The 18,992-nt window shown below is 73.3% G+C and carries 16 protein-coding genes; 5 read left to right on the top strand and 11 right to left on the bottom strand.

Going from position 1 to position 18,992, the window contains the following annotated elements:
* Positions 1-16: 16 nt before the first annotated feature.
* Complete coding sequence (locus ACGFK0_RS01075) at positions 17-1,786, bottom strand: protein kinase (protein WP_392898225.1); 1,770 nt, start codon at positions 1,784-1,786, stop codon at positions 17-19.
* 300 nt (positions 1,787-2,086) lie between these two features.
* Between ACGFK0_RS01075 and ACGFK0_RS01070 the strand changes: the two genes are divergently transcribed.
* Together ACGFK0_RS01070 and ACGFK0_RS01065 are read left to right on the top strand one after the other, a co-directional pair.
* Positions 2,087-3,640, top strand: coding sequence for a hypothetical protein (locus tag ACGFK0_RS01070; RefSeq protein ID WP_392898222.1), 1,554 nt, complete (start codon positions 2,087-2,089; stop codon positions 3,638-3,640).
* A 75-nt stretch (positions 3,641-3,715) separates the two neighbouring features.
* Complete coding sequence (locus ACGFK0_RS01065; RefSeq protein ID WP_392898219.1) at positions 3,716-4,861, top strand: CaiB/BaiF CoA transferase family protein; 1,146 nt, start codon at positions 3,716-3,718, stop codon at positions 4,859-4,861.
* Positions 4,862-4,915: 54 nt separating this feature from the next.
* Here ACGFK0_RS01065 and ACGFK0_RS01060 read toward each other — a convergent pair whose 3' ends face one another.
* From ACGFK0_RS01060 to ACGFK0_RS01040, 5 genes are all read right to left on the bottom strand, one after another.
* A complete protein-coding gene (locus ACGFK0_RS01060) occupies positions 4,916-6,169 on the bottom strand; it encodes an aspartate aminotransferase family protein (RefSeq protein ID WP_392898217.1) in 1,254 nt (417 codons plus the stop codon).
* Positions 6,170-6,273: 104 nt separating this feature from the next.
* Positions 6,274-6,933: a GntR family transcriptional regulator gene (locus ACGFK0_RS01055; RefSeq protein ID WP_392898214.1), complete on the bottom strand. Its 660-nt coding sequence runs from the start codon at positions 6,931-6,933 to the stop codon at positions 6,274-6,276.
* 16 nt (positions 6,934-6,949) lie between these two features.
* Positions 6,950-7,735 carry a maleate cis-trans isomerase gene (locus ACGFK0_RS01050; RefSeq protein WP_392898211.1) on the bottom strand — a complete coding sequence of 262 codons (786 nt, stop codon included), beginning with the start codon at positions 7,733-7,735 and terminating at the stop codon, positions 6,950-6,952.
* 36 nt (positions 7,736-7,771) lie between these two features.
* Entirely contained in the window at positions 7,772-8,533 is a 762-nt protein-coding gene (locus ACGFK0_RS01045) for an Asp/Glu racemase (protein ID WP_392898208.1), read from the bottom strand.
* A gap of 16 nt (positions 8,534-8,549) precedes the next feature.
* Positions 8,550-9,032, bottom strand: coding sequence for a DUF3830 family protein (locus ACGFK0_RS01040; RefSeq protein ID WP_392899565.1), 483 nt, complete (start codon positions 9,030-9,032; stop codon positions 8,550-8,552).
* 267 nt (positions 9,033-9,299) lie between these two features.
* Here ACGFK0_RS01040 and ACGFK0_RS01035 point away from each other — a divergent pair, with 267 nt between their 5' ends.
* Positions 9,300-10,304: a D-2-hydroxyacid dehydrogenase gene (locus tag ACGFK0_RS01035; protein ID WP_392898205.1), complete on the top strand. Its 1,005-nt coding sequence runs from the start codon at positions 9,300-9,302 to the stop codon at positions 10,302-10,304.
* Positions 10,305-10,306: 2 nt separating this feature from the next.
* Positions 10,307-11,728 carry an amidase gene (locus ACGFK0_RS01030; protein WP_392898202.1) on the top strand — a complete coding sequence of 474 codons (1,422 nt, stop codon included), beginning with the start codon at positions 10,307-10,309 and terminating at the stop codon, positions 11,726-11,728.
* 60 nt (positions 11,729-11,788) lie between these two features.
* Here the strand turns inward: ACGFK0_RS01030 and ACGFK0_RS01025 are convergent, their stop codons facing one another.
* Positions 11,789-12,802: an alcohol dehydrogenase catalytic domain-containing protein gene (locus tag ACGFK0_RS01025; RefSeq protein ID WP_392898200.1), complete on the bottom strand. Its 1,014-nt coding sequence runs from the start codon at positions 12,800-12,802 to the stop codon at positions 11,789-11,791.
* 109 nt (positions 12,803-12,911) lie between these two features.
* Here ACGFK0_RS01025 and ACGFK0_RS01020 point away from each other — a divergent pair, with 109 nt between their 5' ends.
* The gene (locus ACGFK0_RS01020; RefSeq protein WP_392898197.1) at positions 12,912-13,601 is read left to right on the top strand and encodes a TetR/AcrR family transcriptional regulator; all 690 of its coding nucleotides are present in this window, start codon (positions 12,912-12,914) and stop codon (positions 13,599-13,601) included.
* Here the strand turns inward: ACGFK0_RS01020 and ACGFK0_RS01015 are convergent, their stop codons facing one another.
* From ACGFK0_RS01015 to ACGFK0_RS01000, 4 genes are all read right to left on the bottom strand, one after another.
* Positions 13,602-14,264 carry a DUF1707 domain-containing protein gene (locus tag ACGFK0_RS01015; RefSeq protein ID WP_392898195.1) on the bottom strand — a complete coding sequence of 221 codons (663 nt, stop codon included), beginning with the start codon at positions 14,262-14,264 and terminating at the stop codon, positions 13,602-13,604.
* Between the two features lie 28 nt (positions 14,265-14,292).
* Positions 14,293-16,575, bottom strand: a complete 2,283-nt coding sequence (locus ACGFK0_RS01010) for an FdhF/YdeP family oxidoreductase (RefSeq protein ID WP_392898193.1) — start codon at positions 16,573-16,575, stop codon at positions 14,293-14,295.
* A 126-nt stretch (positions 16,576-16,701) separates the two neighbouring features.
* The gene (locus ACGFK0_RS01005) at positions 16,702-17,790 is read right to left on the bottom strand and encodes a S1C family serine protease (protein WP_392898189.1); all 1,089 of its coding nucleotides are present in this window, start codon (positions 17,788-17,790) and stop codon (positions 16,702-16,704) included.
* A gap of 151 nt (positions 17,791-17,941) precedes the next feature.
* Complete coding sequence (locus ACGFK0_RS01000) at positions 17,942-18,922, bottom strand: phosphotriesterase (RefSeq protein ID WP_392898184.1); 981 nt, start codon at positions 18,920-18,922, stop codon at positions 17,942-17,944.
* Between the last annotated feature and the right edge of the window lie 70 nt (positions 18,923-18,992).

Here is an 18,992-nt window from a genome sequence, read left to right as displayed (position 1 = left end):
CGCCGGTGGGCCTCCGCTAGCCCCGCTTCTTCTTGTTCTTGGGGATGCAGGTGGGCGCCGACCACGACACGTCCGGTGCCTGGCCCGGGTTGAGGCGCAGCACCGCGCCGACCTTGAAGCAGTAGCGGGTGCCCGGCCGCAGGCCCGGCACGGTCGCCGCGCGGGACCCGGCCCTGACGGTGATGAGCGGCTCCGCGCCGGCGGGGTGCCGCTGGATGAGCAGCGGCAGGTCCGCCGCGGCGGGCGGGAGCACCCAGGCGAGCGCGGCGGTGCGGCCGACCGGCTTGGCGGCGAGCTTGCGCGGGCGCGTGGCGGCCAGTTGCGCGGACGTGATGGGCTCCGGCGGGACGCCCGTGGCCTGCCCCTGCGGCGCCGGTGTGGAGGCCACGGCCGCCCCCGCGTCCTGCCGGCCGTCGTCCCCTCCGCGGGTCAGGGCGAGTGCCCCGATGCCGAGCGCCAGCCCGCCGACGAGCGCGACGCCCGCGGCGACGATGAGGCCGCGGCGCGGCCCGTCGTCCGGCCGGTCATGGGTGAGCCGGTACGGGTTCGTGTGCGGGGTGGTGTGCGAGCCGCTCGCCCGCGGGTCGCCGGCCTGCGGTGGCGCGCCGGCCGGCGTCCGGGCCGCCCCCCAGGTGGCGGCGTCCGGGGCGGCGGGCGGCTGCTGCGGCCGCGGGCCGTCCTGCGGGAGGAGGGCGTCCGGTGTCCGCGGCGGGAGCGCGTCCGGATGCCACGGCGACGGCGGCGCGACGGCCGGCGAGACCGGCGCGGGCGGCGCCTGGGCGGTCGGTGCCCACTCCGGGACGCGCGGCGGACCGGAGGCGTCGGGGAACGACATCCGCGGCCCCGGCAGGGAACCGGACGACGAGTGCCCCGAGGACGAGTGGCCCGAGGACGGCGAGCCGGCGCCGCCGTCGGCCCGCGGGACGGGCCGGACCGAGCCGCTGCTGTGCGCCACGTCCGTGACGGGCAGCCCCAGCTCGGCTTGCACGCGCTGGAGCGTCTCCGCGAACTCCACGGCGGTCGCGAACCGCATCTCGGGGGTCTTGGCCATCGCGCGCCCGATGACGCCGGAGACCTGCTGCGGGACGTCCGGCCGGGGGATCGGCGGCGGCGGCTCGTTCAGGATCCGCAGCATCAGCAGCGCGATGCCCTCGCCGGCCGGGCCCTTGAAGGCGGGCTGCCCGGCCAGCAGCTGGTACAGCGTCGAGCCGAGCGAGTAGATGTCGGCGCCGACGCCGGGCGTCCGGCCCTCCAGCAGCTCGGGCGCCGCGTGGTGCGGGGTGAACGCCTGGGTGTGCGTCGCGTCGAAGGAGTCGACCAGGCGGGCGATGCCGAAGTCGGCGAGCGCCGGCTCCCCGTACCGCGACAGCAGCACGTTCTGCGGCTTGACGTCGCGGTGCAGGACGTCGGTCTCGTGGGTGGCGGCGAGCGCGCCCGCCATCTTCACCCCGATGCGCAGCACGTCCTCGAACGGCAGCGGCCCCTCCCGCGCGAGCCGGTCGGTGAGCGCGCCGTGCTCGAAGTACTCCATCGCGATGTAGGGACGTCCGGAACGGGTGATGCCGGTGTCCAGCACGGTCACGATGTTGGGGTGGCCGGACAGCCGGCCGGTGATCTTGCTCTCCCGCTGGAAGCGCCGCATCGCCGCGTCGTCGACCGAGGCGATCGACAGGACCTTCAGTGCGACCATCCGGTCGAGGTGCTCCTGGTGGGCGCGGTAGACGACGCTGAAGCCGCCCTCGCCGACCTGCTCCAGCACCCGGTAGCCGGGGACGTCCTCGGTCATGGGTGGGGGGATCCTTCTCCGTTGCTCGTCCGGGTCGCGGCGGGGGGCGCGATCATTCGATGTCCTGCGGTCCGGGGAGGTTCCCCCGGAGGTCAACAGCGTAGTACGGGGAGGAATCGGTCGCGGGTGGTCTCGGCCGACGGCCGCGGCCTCCCGCCCCGCGCCGCCTCCTGTATGGAAATAGGGGGACATTTCCAATCGGCTGATTAATCGTTGTTCCAACTTCGCCCCGCTCCCGCCGGGATGCGGCTTAACCTCGGGGTTCGCGACGAGAGAACGGCCCAGAGGGAGTGGCCCGCCGTGACGGAAGATGTCCTGACGAATACGCGGACGGAATCGCCGATCTCGAAATCGGCTTATGGCGACCTTGTCCGGCTGGCATATTTCGTTCTTCCCGGCACGGGAAAGCGCGGCTACCGGCTGGCGATCGCGCGCCGGATCGTGGACACCACCGCGCGCGGCGTCCGCGACCGCTCGCCCGCCGGGCTCGCCCGCCGCCGCACCCGGGTGCTCCGCCGGGCGCTGCGCCCCTCCCGCCGGCTGCAGATCGGGCTCGGCCCGTGGCTGCGCGCGCTGCCCGCGCGGCCGCCCGACCCGGCGCTCACCGCGGTCCTGGCGAAGCTCCACCCGCATGTCCGCGTCGCCTACGTCCTGCGCCACGTCGAGGGCCTGCCCCGGTACGCGGTCCACGACCAGCTCGTCGAGCTGCGCGTCCGCGATCCGTGGCCGGTGATCCGTGCGGCGGACGCGGTCGCCCCGCCGGCCGTCCGGCGCCCCGTGCGGTTCGAGCCCGCGCTGCTGCGTCCCGTCCGCAACCGCTCGGTACTGCCGCTCGCCACCGCCGCCGTCCTCACCGCCGCGCTGGTCGGCGCGCTGGTCATGACGGAGCGCGGCGACCCCCGGGCGCCCGGCCCGCGGCTCGTCTCGGCCGCCCCCGAGGCCTGGACGCGCGGCGCCCGCACCCTCGACGCCTGGCCGGCCCGCGGCGACCTGGCCCGCGACCGAGCGTTCACCGGACGGGCCGCCGGCGCCTGGGCGGCCGCGCCGGCCGGGCGCCGCCCGGGCGGCACCGCACAGCTCCTCTACGCGGGCCACGTCGGCGGCACGCCCGTCGCCCTGATGCGGCACGGCGGCCGGCTGGCCCGCTACACGCCCGGCGGCGCCCTCACGGTCCTCGAAGCCGGGCAGGACCCGTCCGCCCCGATCGCGCTCGGCGGCGGACGCTACCTTCTCGCCCCCTGGGACACCCGCCCCGAGACCTTCACCGGGGACCGCCTCGCGACCTCGGACGGTGTGACCGCACCCACCCGCGCCCGCTCCGGCTGCGGCCGCGGCCCGCTCTTCCACCTCGGGGCGAGGACGGTCGGCGACCTGGGCGGCCCGCGCGCCACCGTCCTCACCTACCACTCGCCCGCCTACCGGCCGGGCCGGGCGGGCCCGCCGGCCCGCCTGGGCGAGAAGGCCCGGGATCTCTGGGACCGCGTGGCCTGCCTGACGCCCCGGCCGGACCGCCCGGTCTCCGAGGCGATGGCGTGGAACTTCTGGTCCGGCAGACTGCCGCACGGCGGGAAGCCCGCCGACTGGGTCTGCACCCGGCTGACCCACCCCGGCGGCGCCACCACCGCCCGCGCCGCGCTGCTCGCCGCGCAGGACCGGGCGACGGGCCTGTGCGACGCCCGCCGCCCGGTGAGCGGAACCTGGTGGCGGTCCCCGTCCGGCCGCCGGTACTACCTGGCCGCCGCCGGGCGCGGCCTCGTCCCCCACGCGGAGGGCGTCCGCCGCCCCACCACGAGGAAGCGTCTCCTCATCGCCACCGGCTCGAAGGACACCCCTGTGGAACTCACCGCCCGATAGCGGCGGGCCGGGTCAGCATGCGCTTACGCTCATCGTGCACACTAGGGTCACCGAACGAGATTCAGGGAGCCGCACATGGGCCAGGGGCCGCTGTCCGGAGTACGGGTGATCGAGCTGGCCGGGATCGGGCCGGGGCCGTTCGCCGCGATGCTGCTCGCCGACCTCGGCGCCGATGTGATCCGCGTCGACCGCGCCTCCGCGGTCAGGGCGGGCCAGGCGACCGGCGGCACCGACTTCAGCAACCGCGGCAAGCGCTCGATCGCGATCGACCTCAAGAGCGAGAAGGGCAAGGAGGTCGTCCTCCGCCTGGTCGAGAAGTCCGACGTCCTCCTCGAAGGGTTCCGGCCCGGCGTCACCGAGCGCCTCGGCCTCGGCCCGGACGACTGCCTCGCCCGCAACCCGAAACTCGTCTACGGCCGGATGACCGGCTGGGGCCAGGAGGGCCCCCTCTCCCAGACGGCCGGCCACGACGTCGGCTACATCGCCATCACCGGCACCCTGCACGCCATCGGCCGCGCCGGCGGCCCGCCGCAGGTCCCGATGAACCTCCTCGGCGACTTCGCCGGCGGCAGCATGTACCTCGTCGTCGGCGTCCTGTCCGCCCTGCTGGAGTCCAAGACCAGCGGACGCGGCCAGGTCGTCGACACCGCCATCGTGGACGGCGCCGCGCACCTGTCCACCTTCATCCACGGCTTCCTCCGGGGCGGCATGTGGGAGGACCGCCGCGGCGTCAACATGCTCGACACCGGCGCGCCCTGGTACGACGTGTACGAGACCTCCGACGGCCGCCACATGGCCGTCGGCGCGATCGAGTCCCAGTTCTACGCCGAGTTCCTCCGCCTCATCGGCCTCGAAGGCGAGGACCTCCCCGCCCAGCACGACCAGTCCGGCTGGCCCGCCCTCCGCGACCGCTTCGCCGCCGTCTTCCGCACGAAGACCCGCGACGAATGGACGGAGATCTTCGTCCCCAGCGACGCCTGCGTGGCGCCCGTCCTGTCCCTGACCGAGGCCGCCGAACACCCGTACAACACGTCCCGCGACGTCTTCCCCGAGATGGCCGGCCATCCGCAGCCCGCCCCCGCCCCGCGCTTCTCGCGGACCGCCGCCGAGACCGACGGCGTCCCCGCCCTCCCCGGCGGCCAGACCCGCGCCGTCCTGGACGACCTCGGCTTCGACGACGCCGAGACCCTCCTCAAGGAAGGCGCGGTCGCGCAGTCCTGAACACGGGCGCCCGGCGGATCCTCCCGCCGGGCGCCGTTCCGCGTCCGAGGCGGCTCAGCCGACCGCGTCCGCGACGGACTGCGACCAGAGGCCGAGGGCGTCGTCGATCTGCGACTCGGTGACGATCAGCGGCGGGATCATCCGGACGACGTTGCCGTACGCGCCGCAGGTCAGCAGCAGGAGCCCGCGCTCGGTCGCCGCCTGGTGCGCCCGCTGCGCGGCGGCCGCGTCGGGCTCGCCGCCGGGCGTGGTGAACTCGCTGGCCTGCATGAGCCCGAGCCCGCGGACGTCGCCGATCTCCGGGTGGTCGGCGGCGACCTTGCGGAGGCCGTCGTTCAGCCGCGCGCCCTGCCGGGCGGCGTTGCCGACGAGGTCCTCGTCCTGGATGACCTGGAGCGTGGCGAGCGCGGCGGCGCAGGCGACGGCGTTGCCGCCGTAGGTGCCGCCCTGCGAGCCGGGACGGGCCTTCTCCATCAGCTCGGTGGGCGCGGCGATCGCCGACAGCGGGAACCCGCTGGCCAGGCCCTTGGCGGTGATGAGGACGTCGGGACGCGCGGCGGAGTGCTCGTGGCCCCAGAACCGGCCGGTCCGGCCGAACCCGGTCTGCACCTCGTCCATGATCAGCAGGATGCCGTGCCGGTCGGCGCGCTCGCGCAGCCCCTCCAGGAACCCGTCCGGTGCGGGGATGTAGCCGCCCTCGCCGAGGACGGGCTCGACGATGAACGCCGCCGTGTCGGACGCGGGGCTCGCGGTGACGAGCAGGTAGTCCAGCTCGCGCAGCGCGAACCGGGTGGCCTCCTGCTCGTCCCAGCCGTACCGGTACGCCTGCGGGAACGGCGCGATGGCGGCGCCCGGCATCAGCGGGCCGATCCCGGCGCGGAACTTGGTGCCCGCGGTGGTCAGCGCGGCGGCTCCCATCGTCCGGCCGTGGAACGAGCCGTGGAAGACGACGATGTTCTGCCGGCCGGTGGCATGCCGGGCCAGCCGGATGGACGCCTCGACGGCCTCGCTGCCGCTGTTGAGGAAGAACAGCGAGTCGAGGCCGGACGGCAGCACCTCGCCGAGCGCGTCGGTGAGCCGCAGCAGGGGTTCGTGCATGACCGTCGTGTACTGCCCGTGGATCAGCGTGCCGACCTGCCGCTGCGCCGCCTCGACCACGCGCGGGTGGCAGTGGCCGGTGCCCGTGACGCCGATGCCCGCGGTGAAGTCCAGGTGCCGGCGGCCGTCGGTGTCGTACAGGTAGACGCCCTCGCCGCGCTCGGCCAGGACGGGGGTGGCCTGCTTGAGCAGGGGTGACAGCTTCGCCATGCGTCGTCCCTCCGGTGCCTTCGTAGATTGTCGACAATCTGCAATGTAGGTGGCCCTCGGCCCGGATGTCCAGCGCCGAGGGGGCGCCGCCGCGAATGCCGCGGCTAGGAGACGCGGAGCCGGTCGATGGAGTCGGTCATGTGCTCCTCGATGAGGGTCAGCAGCCGCTCCTCCTCGCCGTCGCCGATCGCGTCGACCAGCCGCGAGTGCTCCTCGACCAGTTCGGACGGTTCCGGGTAGGTGTCCTGCAGCGCGTTCAGGCACATGCGGGTCTCCACCAGCAGGGTGTGCGCCATCCGCTCCAGCCGCCGGCTGCCGGACGAGCTGACCAGCACCTCGTGGAACGCCTGGTCGGCGTCGCTCATCGCGACCCGGTCGCGTTCGCTCGCGGCGTCGATGAGCGCCTCCAGGGCCTCGGTGAGCCGGGCGACGGCCTCACCGCGGTTCCGCTCCATGATCAGCTGGCAGGCCTCCCGCTCGATCGCGAGCCGGGCGAGGTAGACGTCCTCGACGTCCCCCTCGTCCAGCGTGATCACGAACAGCCCGCGGTGCGGCTCGCTGACCAGCAGTCCCTCCTGGACGAGCCGCTGCATCGCCTCGCGCAGCGGGCCGCGGCTGATGCCCAGCCGGCCGGCCAGCTCGACCTCGCCGAGCTGGGCGCCGGGTTCCAGCGACCCGTACATGATCGCCGCGCGCAGCTCGTCGGAGACGATCTCGACGGTCGACTTGCGGGGGACGGGTTCCAGCTCACCCAATCGGCCCATGCCGCGGGTCCTTTCCTCATAGCTGCCGGGTATCTCGTTCGTGCTCGAAGACGCCCGGCGGGACGGTGGCGGGCACGGCGAACAGCCGGCCCAGCCCGGTGCGCGGTGAGAGTCCCCCGGGACCGGACGCGAGCCGCAGCCCCTCCCACACGCTCACCTGGTTGGCGGTCAGCACGGGCTTGCCGACCCGTGCCTCCAGCTTGTCGAGCCAGGACACGGTGTGCAGTGCGGTGTCGGGCACCAGCACCGCCTCGGCGTCCGGATGGTCGTTGGCGGCGACGAACGCGAGGACCTCCTCGCGGCCCAGGGTGCCGACCTCGGCGGCGGTGACGATGCCCCGGCAGGACAGCGCCACCACCTCGATGCCGGCGTGGCCGAGGAACGCGGCGAACCGCTCCGCGACGTCGGACGGATAGGTCGCCGCGACCGCGACCCGCGTCACGCCGAGGGCGCGGGCGGCGTTCACGAACGCGAACGACGTGCTGGACGCGGGGACGCCCGCGGCCTCGCGGACGCCCTCGACCTGCTGCGCGGCACCGTCCCAGCCGAACACGAAGCTCCCGCTGGTGCAGGCCCACACGGCGGACCGGACGCCCATGCCGCGCAGCGCGCGGGCGCCGTCGCCGAGTACGTCGGCGCCGCCGATGTCCAGCAGGGCGTCGACCCTGTGGGCGTCCTCGCGCATCAGCGTGTGCACGACCGGGAGGCTCACGCCGCCGAGAGCGCGCTCGATGGCGGGGTAGTCGTCCTCAGCGCTGTAGCCGGGGTAGAGGAACCCGGCGCGCAACCCGTTCTCAAGCATGGAGTCGTCAATCCTACCTTTGCGGATCATCGGCGATCAGGCTGCGGTGGACGGGGCCAGCTGTACGAGCGACTGCCCGGGACCGGCCGCGGAGCGGCCCATCGAGCGCAGCGCCGCGCACATCGTGACCTGGTTGGCGGTCAGGACCGGCTTGCCGATCATCTGTTCCAGCGGGGCGATGATGTCGTAGGTCGGCACGTTCGTGCAGCTGATGAAGACCGCCTCGGCCTCCGGGGCGTCGACCGTCGACACCGCCGACACGATCTCGCCGTAGCCGACTTTCCAGATGTGGCTGAGGAGCCCCATCCCGACCGACGACACCACGTCGATGCCGTACTCGCCGAGAAAGGACACCAGCCGTTCGGTGACGGCGTCTATGTAGGGCGTGACGACCGCGATACGGCTGATGTCGAGCAGCCGCAGCGACTCCACCAGCGCGCCCGAGGTCGTCGTCGACACGGGTGCGCCGGCCATCGTCATCGACTGGTGCAGCCGCATCTCGCCGGCCTTGCCGCCGATGAAGCTCCCCGACGCGCAGGCGTAGGCGACGGCGAGCGGCTCGGGGGAGAGCACGTCCCGGGTGGCCTGCCGGACGATGGACTGGTCCGACAGCGCGGACGCCATCTCGACGGTGACCGGCACCGGCACGTACGGCAGCCGGGTCATGAACAGGGACACGTCGTCGGGCGTCCACCGCCACAGCTCGCGGTCAAGGGCGAAGTCGAAAGGCGCGACCACGCCGATGCCGTGCTGGGCGAGCAGCTCGGGGCCGACGACCAGCGTTGGGTCGAACGTCATCTGCGCGCCCACCGCTCTAGGACTCAGCACGGTCATAGACCAGGCGCTCGCCGACGCCGCCGGAGCGCCACACGTCGTTGCAGGCCTCGGCCATGCGGTCGAGCCCGTCGACGATCGTCGCGTACACGTTGCCGGGCACCCATCCGACGTCTCCGTTGAGCAGCAGGTTGTTGCGCCCGTAGAAGATCGCCAGGTCGATGACGCCGGGCAGCGCGTGGATGCCCTTCTCCTCCTTGAAACGCCGGTCGAGCATGCCGCCGGCGAAGGAGAAGTAGACGACGTCGCCCGGGATCGGCGTGACGGTGGGGTTCTCCAGGCCGACCTCTTCCTCGGAGAACCGCTCGACCATCGTGTAGACCTCGTTGCGCGCGTACTTGGCGTGGTAGGCGTCGCCACCGAGGGGCAGCGAGTTCCACACCGCCTCGCAGGTGCGCGGCGCGTCCTTCTCCAGCAGTTCCGCGACGCATGAGACGCCGCGGTGCTCCAGAGTGATGGTCATGAGCTTGGGCATGCCGGACCTCCCCGTGAACAGGGGTGGGCGAGAGCGTCGCCACCCGAAGGACTCTTCCGTTAGAGCGCTCTGGGATCCGTCCTGGCCTTGCATGGGCAGGTTGCGACGGTCTTGCAGCACACGAGATCTCAGTGCGGTGACCAGGGCCGCGGTGCACCGCGCTGATTGTTGACAATCCTACGAACCGATCCTAGCGTGTCAATGCCTCCCCGAGTTCCCTTCACGTAAACTCCGGACTCCCTGAAAGTGGCGCCGATGGAGCATGTTCCGCCCGCACCCGGTGGGCCGCCCGACGTGGTGGTGCTCGTAGGGGACGTCCCGCCGCGCGGCATGGCCGGCGTCGAGCGCCGCGCCCGCGTCCGCTACGTGCGCGAGCCGGAGCTCGCGGAGGCCCTTCCCGGCGCCGACGTCCTGTTCATGTGGGATTTCCTCTCCGACGCCCTCGCCGGGGCGTGGCCGCGGGACGGCGGCCCCGACTGGGTGCACATCGCGAGCGCGGGCGTCGACCGGCTGCTGTTCCCTGGCCTGGTCGAGAGCGACGCGGTCGTCACCAACTCGCGCGGCGTCTTCGACGAGCCGATCGCGGAGTACGTCCTCGGGCTGGTCCTGACGTTCGCCAAGGACCTGCACACGACCGTCCGGCTGCAGGGCGAGCGGCACTGGCGGCACCGCGAGACCGAGCGGATCACCGGCGCCCGCGCGCTGGTCGTCGGCACCGGGCCGATCGGCCGCGCGATCGCGCGCCGCCTGTCCGCCGCCGGCCTGGCGGTGTCCGGCGCCGGCCGCACGGCCCGCGACGGCGACCCCGATTTCGGGCTCGTCCACCCGGTGGAGCGGCTGGACGAGGCGTTCGCCGGGGCCGACTACGTCGTGCTGGCGGCGCCGCTCACCCCGCATACCCGCGGCATGATCGACGCCGCGGCGCTGGACCGGATGCGGCCGTCCGCGCGGCTGATCAACGTGGGGCGCGGGCAGCTGGTGGCCGAGGCCGACCTGGTCGCGGCGCTGCGGGCGGGCCGGATCGCGGGCGCGGCGCTCGACGTCTTCGAGGACGAGCCGCTCCCGGCGTCGTCGCCGCTGTGGGACATGCCGAACGTCGTCGTCTCCCCGCACATGTCCGGCGACGTGATCGGCTGGCGGGACGAGCTCGTCCGCCTGTTCGCGGGCAACTTCGACCGCTACGCGACCGGCCGCGGGCTCCACAACGTCGTGGACAAGCGGCTCGGCTACGTCGGCTCACCTGTGACACAGAGGGGGTAGCAGTGACCGTGACCAAGACAGAGGCGACCGGGACCGACGCGGCCGATCTGACCGCGACCGAGCTGCTGGAGCAGTACGAGGCCGGGACGCTCTCCCCGGTCGAGGCCGCCGAGGCGGTCCTCGCCCGGATCGAGCGGGACGACCCCCGGCTCAACGCGTTCTGCCTCGTCGACGAGGAGACCACGCTCGCCATGGCCCGCGAGGCGGCCGACCGGCGGCGGCGCGGCACGACACTCGGCCCGCTGGACGGCGTGCCCGTCTCCATCAAGGACATCCTGCTCACCCGCGGCTGGCCCACGCTGCGCGGCTCCACGACGATCGACCCGGCGGGCCCGTGGGACGAGGACGCCCCGTCCGTCGCGCGCCTGCGCGAGCAGGGCGCGGTGTTCGTCGGCAAGACGACCACGCCCGAGTTCGCGTGGAAGGGCGTGACCGACAACCCGCTCACCGGCGTCACCCGCAACCCGTGGGATCCGTCCCGCACACCGGGCGGGTCGAGCGGCGGCGCGGCGGCGGCGGTCGCGGCGGGCATGGCGCCGCTCGCCCTCGGCACCGACGGCGGCGGCTCGGTGCGCATCCCCGCCGCGTTCACCGGCATCTTCACCATCAAGCCGACCTACGGCCGCATCCCGCACTACCCGGCGAGCCCGTTCGGGACGCTCGCGCACACCGGCCCGATGACGAACACGGTCGCGGACGCGGCGCTGCTGCTCGACGCGATCTGCGGCCACGACGGCCGCGACTGGTCGTCGCTTCCGCCGCCGGACGTCCCGTTCAGCGAGGGCGGCCTGGACGACCTGACCGGCCTGCGCGTCGCGTTCAGCCCCGACCTCGGGTTCGCGAAGGTCGATCCCGAGGTCGCGGCGTCGGTCGCGGCCGCCGCCGAGTTCTTCGCCGAGCTCGGCGCGAAGGTCGAGCAGGCCGACCCCGGTCTCGGCGGCGACCCGGTCGAGGAGTTCGAGGTGCTGTGGTTCGCGGGCGCCGCGAAGGTCGTCGAGCACCTGCCGCCCGAGGCCCGCGCGCGGCTCGACCCGGGGCTGCGGGAGATCTGCGATCAGGGCGACCGCTACTCCGCAAGCGAGTACCTGACCGCCACGGCGCGCCGCATGGAGCTGGGCCGCATCATGGGCCTGTTCCACGAGCGCTACGACCTGCTGCTCACCCCGACGATGCCGATCGCGGCGTTCGAGGCGGGTCTGGAGGTCCCGCCGGGTTCTCCGTCCCCGCGCTGGACGAGCTGGACCCCGTTCACCTACCCGTTCAACATGACCCAGCAGCCCGCCGCGAACCTGCCGTGCGGCTTCACCTCCGGCGGCCTGCCCATCGGCCTCCAGGTCGTCGGCGCCCGGCACGCCGACGCCCTGGTCATGGCCGCCTGCCACGCCTACGAGCAGGCCCGTCCCTGGCCGAAGCGGCGTCCGTAGTGGAGGGGAGGCCGCCCGGCGGGGGGCTGGGGGCCGTCGTCCTCCGGAAGGAGCGCCGCCTCACCCGAACGTGATGACCGCGCGGCTCCGGTGGACGCCCTCGTCCATCTCGGCGAGGACGCGCGGCGCGTCGTCCAGCGTGACGGGCGTGACCTCGGGGACGATCCCGTGCGCCACCGCGAAGGCGAGGGTGTCGCGCAGGTCGCGCGGGGAGCCGGACGGGTTTCCCATCACCCGCAGCCGGTTGGCGACGAGGGCGAGGGGCGGCACGTCCACGTTGGCGGCGTCGAAGCCGAGGAAGAGCAGGGTGCCGTCCGGGCGCAGGCCGCCGAAGGCGGCCAGCCCCGTGGCGGTGTCGGGCGCGGTGTTCATCACCACGTCCGCGCCGCCCCACTTCTGCAGCGCCTCGGCCGGGTCCTGCTCCTCGGTCGCCACGAACAGTTCGGCGCCGAAGCCCTTCGCGGTGTCCTCGGCGCGGCGCGACCGGGACACCACGGCGACCCGGGCGCCCATCGCGGCGGCGAACCGGACCGCGAGCGTCCCGACGCCGCCGGTGCCGAGGACCGCGACCTTCGACCCGGGGACCGCGCCCGCCTGCCGCAGTCCGTTGAACGCGGTGATCCCGGCGCACATCAGCGGCGCGCCCGCCACCGGGTCCAGGCCGTCCGGCAGCGGGGTGACGAACCCGGCGCGGCCGACGAAGTACTCGGCGTAGCCGCCGTCGCGGTTGACCCCGGTGACGGGCCTCGGCGCGCCGGTGCACAGGATCTGGTCGCCGCGCACGCACTGGTCGCAGTGGCCGCATGACCCGTACAGCCACGCGGCGCCGACCGGCGTGCCGACCTCCGGCCAGGCGACGCCCTCGCCGAGCGCGGCGACGACGCCGCTGATCTCGTGCCCGGGGACGGTCGGGAACGTCCCGAACGGATAGTGGCCCCGCAGGTGGTTGACCTCCGAGTAGCACATCCCGCACGCGGTGACCTCGACCAGGATCTCGCCGGGGCCCGGCTCGGGCACCTCCCGCTCGACGATCTCCAGCGGCTTGCCGGGTGCGGACAGAAGCGCGCTGCGCATGGCAGCCTCCCTCTCGTGTGTCGTCCATAGCATCGATACATCAACCAACATAGCGTCGCTATATCGCTGTGCATAGCGATGCTCGGCAATTTTCTGTAACATCGATGTTGTGACTGCTCAGAAGGACCCCGACACCCGGGACCGGATCCTGCGGGCGGCCGTCCGGCTGCTCACCGAGGCCGGCGGCGAGCCGGTCTCCACACGCGCCGTCTGCACGGCCGCCGGCGTCGGGGCGCCGACCCTCTACCACCACTTCGGCGACAAGCGCGGCCTGTTCGACGCCGTCGCCGCGTACGGGTTCGAGGAGTACCTGGCGAGCAAGCGCGCCCAGGACGGCACCGGCGACCCGGTCGACGACCTGCGCCGCGGCTGGGACCTGCACATCGAGTACGGGCGGACGAACCCCGCGTTCTACACGCTGATGTACGGGACGTCCCGCACGCCGCCCGTCGCGGACGAGGCGCACGGCATCCTGCTCGGACTCGTCGGCGCCGTCGCCCGCGCCGGGCGCCTGCGCGTCCCCGTCGGCACCGCCGCCCGGATGATCCACGCGGCCGGGGTCGGCGTCACCTTCGCGATCATCTCCGGCGGGGACGACGGCGAGCTGTCGGTCCGGACGAGGGAGGCGATCCTCGGCGCGATCACCGTCTCACCCGGCGGGCAGGAGAACGCGGCCGCGCCGGCGGCCGCACACGCCGTGGCCCTGCGCGCCGCCCTGACCGCCGACCCGCCGACGCGCCTGTCCGCGCCGGAGGCGGCCCTGCTCAACGAATGGCTGGACCGGATCGCCGACGGCTAGTCAGTCGGTCTCGGGCCCCTTGAGTTCCTTGTCGCGCTTCTTCTGCCGGCTCGACCTGCGGCGCTTCACCCCGACGCCGCCCCAGAACGCCAGCCCCTTGACGACGACCGTGGGCGCGCCGGGCACGCCGGGTCCGCTCGCCCGCTGGTCGAAACCGCCCATGATCCCGAGCCCCTTGACGTGCACGGTGATGTCGTCCGGCACGATGATCTCGAAGCCGCCCATGACGGCCAGCGCCCGGATCGTCGTCTCCGGCTCGTCGAACCGCGCCTCCCGCAGGTCGATCTTGCCGCCGCCCCAGAACGCGAACGCGCGGAACCTGCGGGGGACGTTCCACACGCCCGCCCGCCGGAACCCGCTCATGATCCCGATGCCGCTCTTCCACGTCGGCGCGCCCTCCAGCGGGCGCCAGTCCGGCGCCCCGGACAGCGGGGCGGGCGGCGGGGAGGCGCCCGGCGCGGGCAGGTCCCGGGTGATCGGCTCCAGCTCCCCGTACGTCTTGGCCGCGTACACCGCGTCCAGCCGCTCGTCCAGCTCGGCCAGGGTCAGCCGCCCGTCGCCCGCCGCGTCGCGCAGCACCTGCGCGACCCGCTCGCGGTCGGCGTCGCCGGCGCGCATCTCCGGCGTCGCGGGGGATCCGGCGCGCTCGGGGAGGTTCGTCATGCACCGAGCCTAAACCAGGCGGACCCGGTCAGGGCCGTGCCGGTTCGAGGCGGACGACGACGGATTTGGACGTCGGGGTGTTGCTCACCTCGGCGGTGCTGTCGAGGGGGACCAGGACGTTGGTCTCCGGGAAGTACGCCGCCGCGCAGCCCGGCGCGGTCGGGTAGGCCACGACGCGGAAGGACGGCGCGCGGCGTTCGACGCCGTCCGACCATTCGGAGACGAGGTCGACCGCCGCGCCGTCGTCCAGGCCGAGGGCGGACAGGTCGGCGGGGTTGACGAACACGACGCGGCGTCCGGCCTTGATGCCGCGGTAGCGGTCGTCCAGCCCGTAGATGGTGGTGTTGAACTGGTCGTGGCTCCGGACGGTCTGCAGCAGCAGCCGCCCCTCCGGGATTCGCAGGACCTCCAGCTCGTTGACCGTCAGGTTGGCCTTGCCGGTCGCGGTCGGGAACCTGCGCTCGTCGCGCGGGGCGTGGGGGAGGGTGAAGCCGGAGGGCTCGCGGACGCGGGCGTTGTAGTCGGTGAAGCCCGGAACGACACGGGAGATGTGGTCGCGGATCACGTCGTAGTCGCGTTCCATCGCGTCCCACCCGATGCCCGAGCCGGGGAGCGTCGCCCTCGCGAGACGGCAGACGATCGAGACCTCCGACAGCAGATGCCCGGACGCGGGGGCGAGGCGGCCCCGGGAGGCGTGCACCATGCCCATCGAGTCCTCGACGGACACCAGCTGCGGCCCGGACTCCTGCTCGTCGCGTTCGGTGCGGCCGAGCGTCGGCAGGATCAGCGCCAGCTCGCCGGCCTCGGCGTGCGAGCGGTTGAGCTTGGTGGACACCTGCGCGGTCAGCCGGCAGTTGCGGAGCGCGGCCTCGGTGACGGCCGAGTCGGGAGTGGCGCGGACGAAGTTGCCGCCCATCCCGAGGAACACCTTCGCGCGGCCGTCCCGCATGGCGCGGATCGCGTCGACGGTGTCGACGCCGTGCTCGCGCGGCGGCTCGAACCCGAACTCGGCGGCGAGCGCGTCCAGGAACTCGGGCTTCGGCCTCTCCCAGATTCCCATCGTCCGGTCGCCCTGGACGTTGGAGTGGCCGCGCACCGGGCAGACGCCCGCGCCGGGACGGCCGATGTTGCCGCGCAGCAGCAGGAAGTTGACGATCTCGCGGATCGTCGGCACCGAGTTGCGGTGCTGGGTGAGGCCCATCGCCCAGCAGACGATGATCCGCCCGGCGCCGAGGACGTCGCCGAGCGCCGCGGAGATCTCGTCGCGGGTCAGCCCGGTCGCCTCCAGCACGTCGTCCCAGTCCAGGCCGAGGACGTGTTCTTCGAACGCCTCGAACCCGTGGGCGTGCGCGTCGAGGAACCCGCGGTCGACGGCGTCGGGCGCGTCCGATTCCAGCAGCAGCCGGTTGAGCGCCTGGAACAGGGCGAGGTCGCCGTTCAGCCGGATCTGCAGGAACCGGTCGGCGAGCACCGTGCCCTGCCCGGTCACGCCGGACGGACGCTGCGGGTTCTTGAACCGCATCAGCCCCGCCTCGGGCAGCGGGTTGACGGCGATGATCCGGGCGCCCTCCTTCTTGGCCCGTTCCAGCGCCGACAGCATCCGCGGATGGTTCGTCCCCGGGTTCTGCCCGACGACGAAGATCAGATCCGCCTGGTGGAGGTCCTCCAGCAGCACCGAGCCCTTGCCGATCCCGATCGTCTCGCTCAGCGCCGACCCGGACGACTCGTGGCACATGTTGCTGCAGTCCGGCAGGTTGTTCGTGCCGAACGAGCGCACGAACAGCTGGTAGGCGAACGCGGCCTCGTTGCTGGTCCGGCCCGAGGTGTAGAAGACGGCCTCGTCCGGCGACTCCAGCGCGTTCAGCTCGGACGCGAGCAGCCCGAACGCCTCGTCCCACGAGACCGGCTCGTAGTGCTCGGACCCGGCGCGTTTCAGCATCGGCTCGGTCAGCCGCCCCTGCTGCCCGAGCCAGTGGTCCGAGCGTTCCGCCAGCTCGGCGACGGTGTGCCGCGCGAAGAACTCCCGGGTGATCCGCCGCGTCGTCGCCTCCTCGGCGACGGCCTTCGCGCCGTTCTCGCAGAACTCGGCCGTGTGCCGGTGGTCGCCCTCCGGCCACGCGCACCCCGGGCAGTCGAAGCCCTTCTTCTGGTTGACGCGCAGCAGCGTCAGCGCGGTGCGCCGCACCCCCATCTGCTCGTACGACCGGCGCAGCGCGGCCGTGACACCGGGCACGCCCGCGGCCCACGTCTTCGGCTTCGAGACTTCAAGGCCCGCGTCGTCGAAGTCGCCGGAGGGCGCCTTGCGGCTCATGGCATGCACATCCTCGTGGTCGCCTGGATTCCTCCCACTGTCGCATGAGGACGCCCTCTGGGACCCGACCGAATCCGCAGGATGGAAATGCAATGCATGCCGGACGGGCTCGCGTGCCGCCGGGCGCTATTGGGGCGGGCCTTCCCCCAGGCGGACGGTCGCGGACACGTGGGCGCCCTGGGCGGTGGTCCACTGCATCTGGACGACGTCGCCGGGGTGGTGGGCCATCATCAGCGTGGTGAGGGCGGTGGGGGAGTCGACGGCGCGGCCGTCGAAGGTGACGATGGCGGCGCCGACGGGGACGCCCGCGGTGTCGGCGGGGGTACCGGGGACGACCTCGGCGACGCGGGCGCCCGGGGAGTTGGCGTTGGAGCGGACCTTGACGCCGAGCAGGGCGGTCGGGCCGATGTGCACGGTGGTGGACGCCTCGCCGCGCTGGATCTGCCGGGCGATGTCCAGGGCCCGGTCGGTCGGGATGGCGTACCCGCGGTGGTTCTTCTTCTCCTCGGCCCCGTCCACCGACAGACCGGCGGACGCGGCGGTGTTGATGCCGATGACCTTGCCCGCGGTGTTCAGCAGCGGGCCGCCCGAGTCGCCGGGCTTGATCGGCGCGTTGGTCTCGATCAGGCCGGTGAGGCGCTCGGTGGTGCCGTTGCTGTCGTCGCGGGCGGTGACGGACTGCTCCAGGGCGGTGACCTTCCCGGTGACGGCCCTGGGCGTGCCGCCCTTGCCGCCCGCGTTGCCGACGGCGGTGACCGGGTCGCCGACGTTGACGCCGGACGCGGAGTCGAACACGGCGGCCTTGAGCCGGGAGGCGCCCTTCAGCCGGATCACCGCGATGTCGCCGGCCCGGTCGTAGCCGACGACCTGCGCGGTGTAGGTGCGGCGGTCGTCGGTGTCGGTGCCCACGATCTCGGTGGCGCCGCGGATCACATGGTTGTTGGTCAGCACGAGGCCGGACGGGTCGAGCACGATGCCGGTCCCGGCGGCGCGGGTGCCGTTCAGGTCCTGCTCGGTCTTGATGTTGACGACACCGGGGCGCCTGCCGCTGGGCTTGGCCGGCGTGGTGGTGGGCGCGGCCGTGACGGGCGGCGGGACGTCCCGGGTCGCGCCGCCCTCCACGATCCGGCAGCCGGGGGCGAGCAGGGACAGCAGCGTGACCAGGAGTATCGGTATCGCGGCTCGGGCGCCGCGACGCACGGTGTCCTCGCTCACCTGGCCCCTCCTCGTTGTTCCTCCCATGATTCCCGATTTCCGGGGATTAGTCGTATACCCCGGGCGGGTCATGACCGGGTGGTCGCACGAGGAGGCCGGACGGGCGGGCGCCGGACGGGCGCGGGACGGGCGCCGTCCCGCGCCCGGGCCCTCAGCGCGTGAAGTAGCGCTTGGGGTTGTCCACCAGCATCTGGTCGATCTGGGCGTCGGTGACGCCCGCGGCGCGCAGGGCGGGCAGGACGTCGTCGGTGATGTGCCGGTAGTGCCAGTTCGGCTGCATCGCGGGCACCGTCGCGGGGTCGGGGCCGAACCAGTCCATGAAGCAGCTCGCGTCGTGGCTGAGCACGACCCGGTCGGCGTAGCCGCGCTCGCACAGCGACGCGATCGTGGCCACCCGGTTCTCGGTCGGGTTGATGATGTCGAGGCCGAAGCGGTCCATTCCGAGGATCGCGCCGGTGTCGGCGAGCTCCATCAGGTAGTCGAGGTCGTTGCTGTCGCCGGCGTGCCCGATGACCACCTTGGCGAGATCCACGCCCTCCTTGCCGAGGAGGTCGACGACCGTCCGCCCGGCGTGGATCGAGCTCTCGGTGTGCACGGTGACCGGCGCGCCCGTCTCGCGGTGCGCGGCGGCGACGGCCCGCAGGATGCGCTCGACGGCGGAGGTGAGGCCGGGGGCGTCGACGGCGCACTTGAGGAACGCGGCCTTGACGCCCGTGCCCGCGATGCCCTCGGTGAGGTCGCGGGTGAAGTCGGCGATCATCGGGTCGGGGCCCTCGTCCACCATCGTGCCGGGGCCCCGGTGCAGGAACTGGAACGGGATGTCGTGGTAGGTGTAGATCCCCGTGGCGACGATGATGTTGAGGTCGGGTACCTGCTCGTTGATCCGCTGGATCCGCGGGATGTAGCGGCCGAGCCCCCACACGGTGGGGTCGGCGATCGTGGTGATTCCGCGCCCGGCCAGCTCGCGGAGCTTGGCCACGGCGTCGGCGACCTTCTCGTCCTCGTCCCACCAGTCGCCCGCGCCGTAGTTCTGGACGTTCTCGGTGCTGAGGACGAAGACGTGCTCGTGCATGAAGGTGCGTCCCAGGCCGGCGACGTCGACGGGGCCGCGGACGGTCTCTACTGCGGGCATGGGCTCTCCCTCTGTAAGGCGGCGGGCTCTGTGGGCAGCGGGGGGCATACCGACCGGTCGGTTTTCTGGC

The sequence above is a fragment of the Spirillospora sp. NPDC048823 genome (assembly GCF_043198445.1).
In the GTDB taxonomy this organism is placed as follows: Bacteria; Actinomycetota; Actinomycetes; order Streptosporangiales; family Streptosporangiaceae; genus Spirillospora.
This window is presented reverse-complemented; position numbering and strand designations above follow the sequence as displayed.

Bases quoted from the DNA above. Each gene is read 5' to 3' on its own strand.
- ACGFK0_RS01000 (WP_392898184.1), bottom strand. From the start codon at position 18,922: ATGCCCGCAGTAGAGACCGTCCGCGGCCCCGTCGACGTCGCCGGCCTG.
- ACGFK0_RS01035 (WP_392898205.1), top strand. From the start codon at position 9,300: ATGGAGCATGTTCCGCCCGCACCCGGTGGGCCGCCCGACGTGGTGGTG.
- ACGFK0_RS01075 (WP_392898225.1), bottom strand. From the start codon at position 1,786: ATGACCGAGGACGTCCCCGGCTACCGGGTGCTGGAGCAGGTCGGCGAG.
- ACGFK0_RS01045 (WP_392898208.1), bottom strand. From the start codon at position 8,533: ATGACGTTCGACCCAACGCTGGTCGTCGGCCCCGAGCTGCTCGCCCAG.
- ACGFK0_RS01050 (WP_392898211.1), bottom strand. From the start codon at position 7,735: ATGCTTGAGAACGGGTTGCGCGCCGGGTTCCTCTACCCCGGCTACAGC.
- ACGFK0_RS01065 (WP_392898219.1), top strand. From the start codon at position 3,716: ATGGGCCAGGGGCCGCTGTCCGGAGTACGGGTGATCGAGCTGGCCGGG.
- ACGFK0_RS01010 (WP_392898193.1), bottom strand. From the start codon at position 16,575: ATGAGCCGCAAGGCGCCCTCCGGCGACTTCGACGACGCGGGCCTTGAA.
- ACGFK0_RS01060 (WP_392898217.1), bottom strand. From the start codon at position 6,169: ATGGCGAAGCTGTCACCCCTGCTCAAGCAGGCCACCCCCGTCCTGGCC.
- ACGFK0_RS01040 (WP_392899565.1), bottom strand. From the start codon at position 9,032: ATGACCATCACTCTGGAGCACCGCGGCGTCTCATGCGTCGCGGAACTG.
- ACGFK0_RS01055 (WP_392898214.1), bottom strand. From the start codon at position 6,933: ATGGGCCGATTGGGTGAGCTGGAACCCGTCCCCCGCAAGTCGACCGTC.
- ACGFK0_RS01025 (WP_392898200.1), bottom strand. From the start codon at position 12,802: ATGCGCAGCGCGCTTCTGTCCGCACCCGGCAAGCCGCTGGAGATCGTC.
- ACGFK0_RS01015 (WP_392898195.1), bottom strand. From the start codon at position 14,264: ATGACGAACCTCCCCGAGCGCGCCGGATCCCCCGCGACGCCGGAGATG.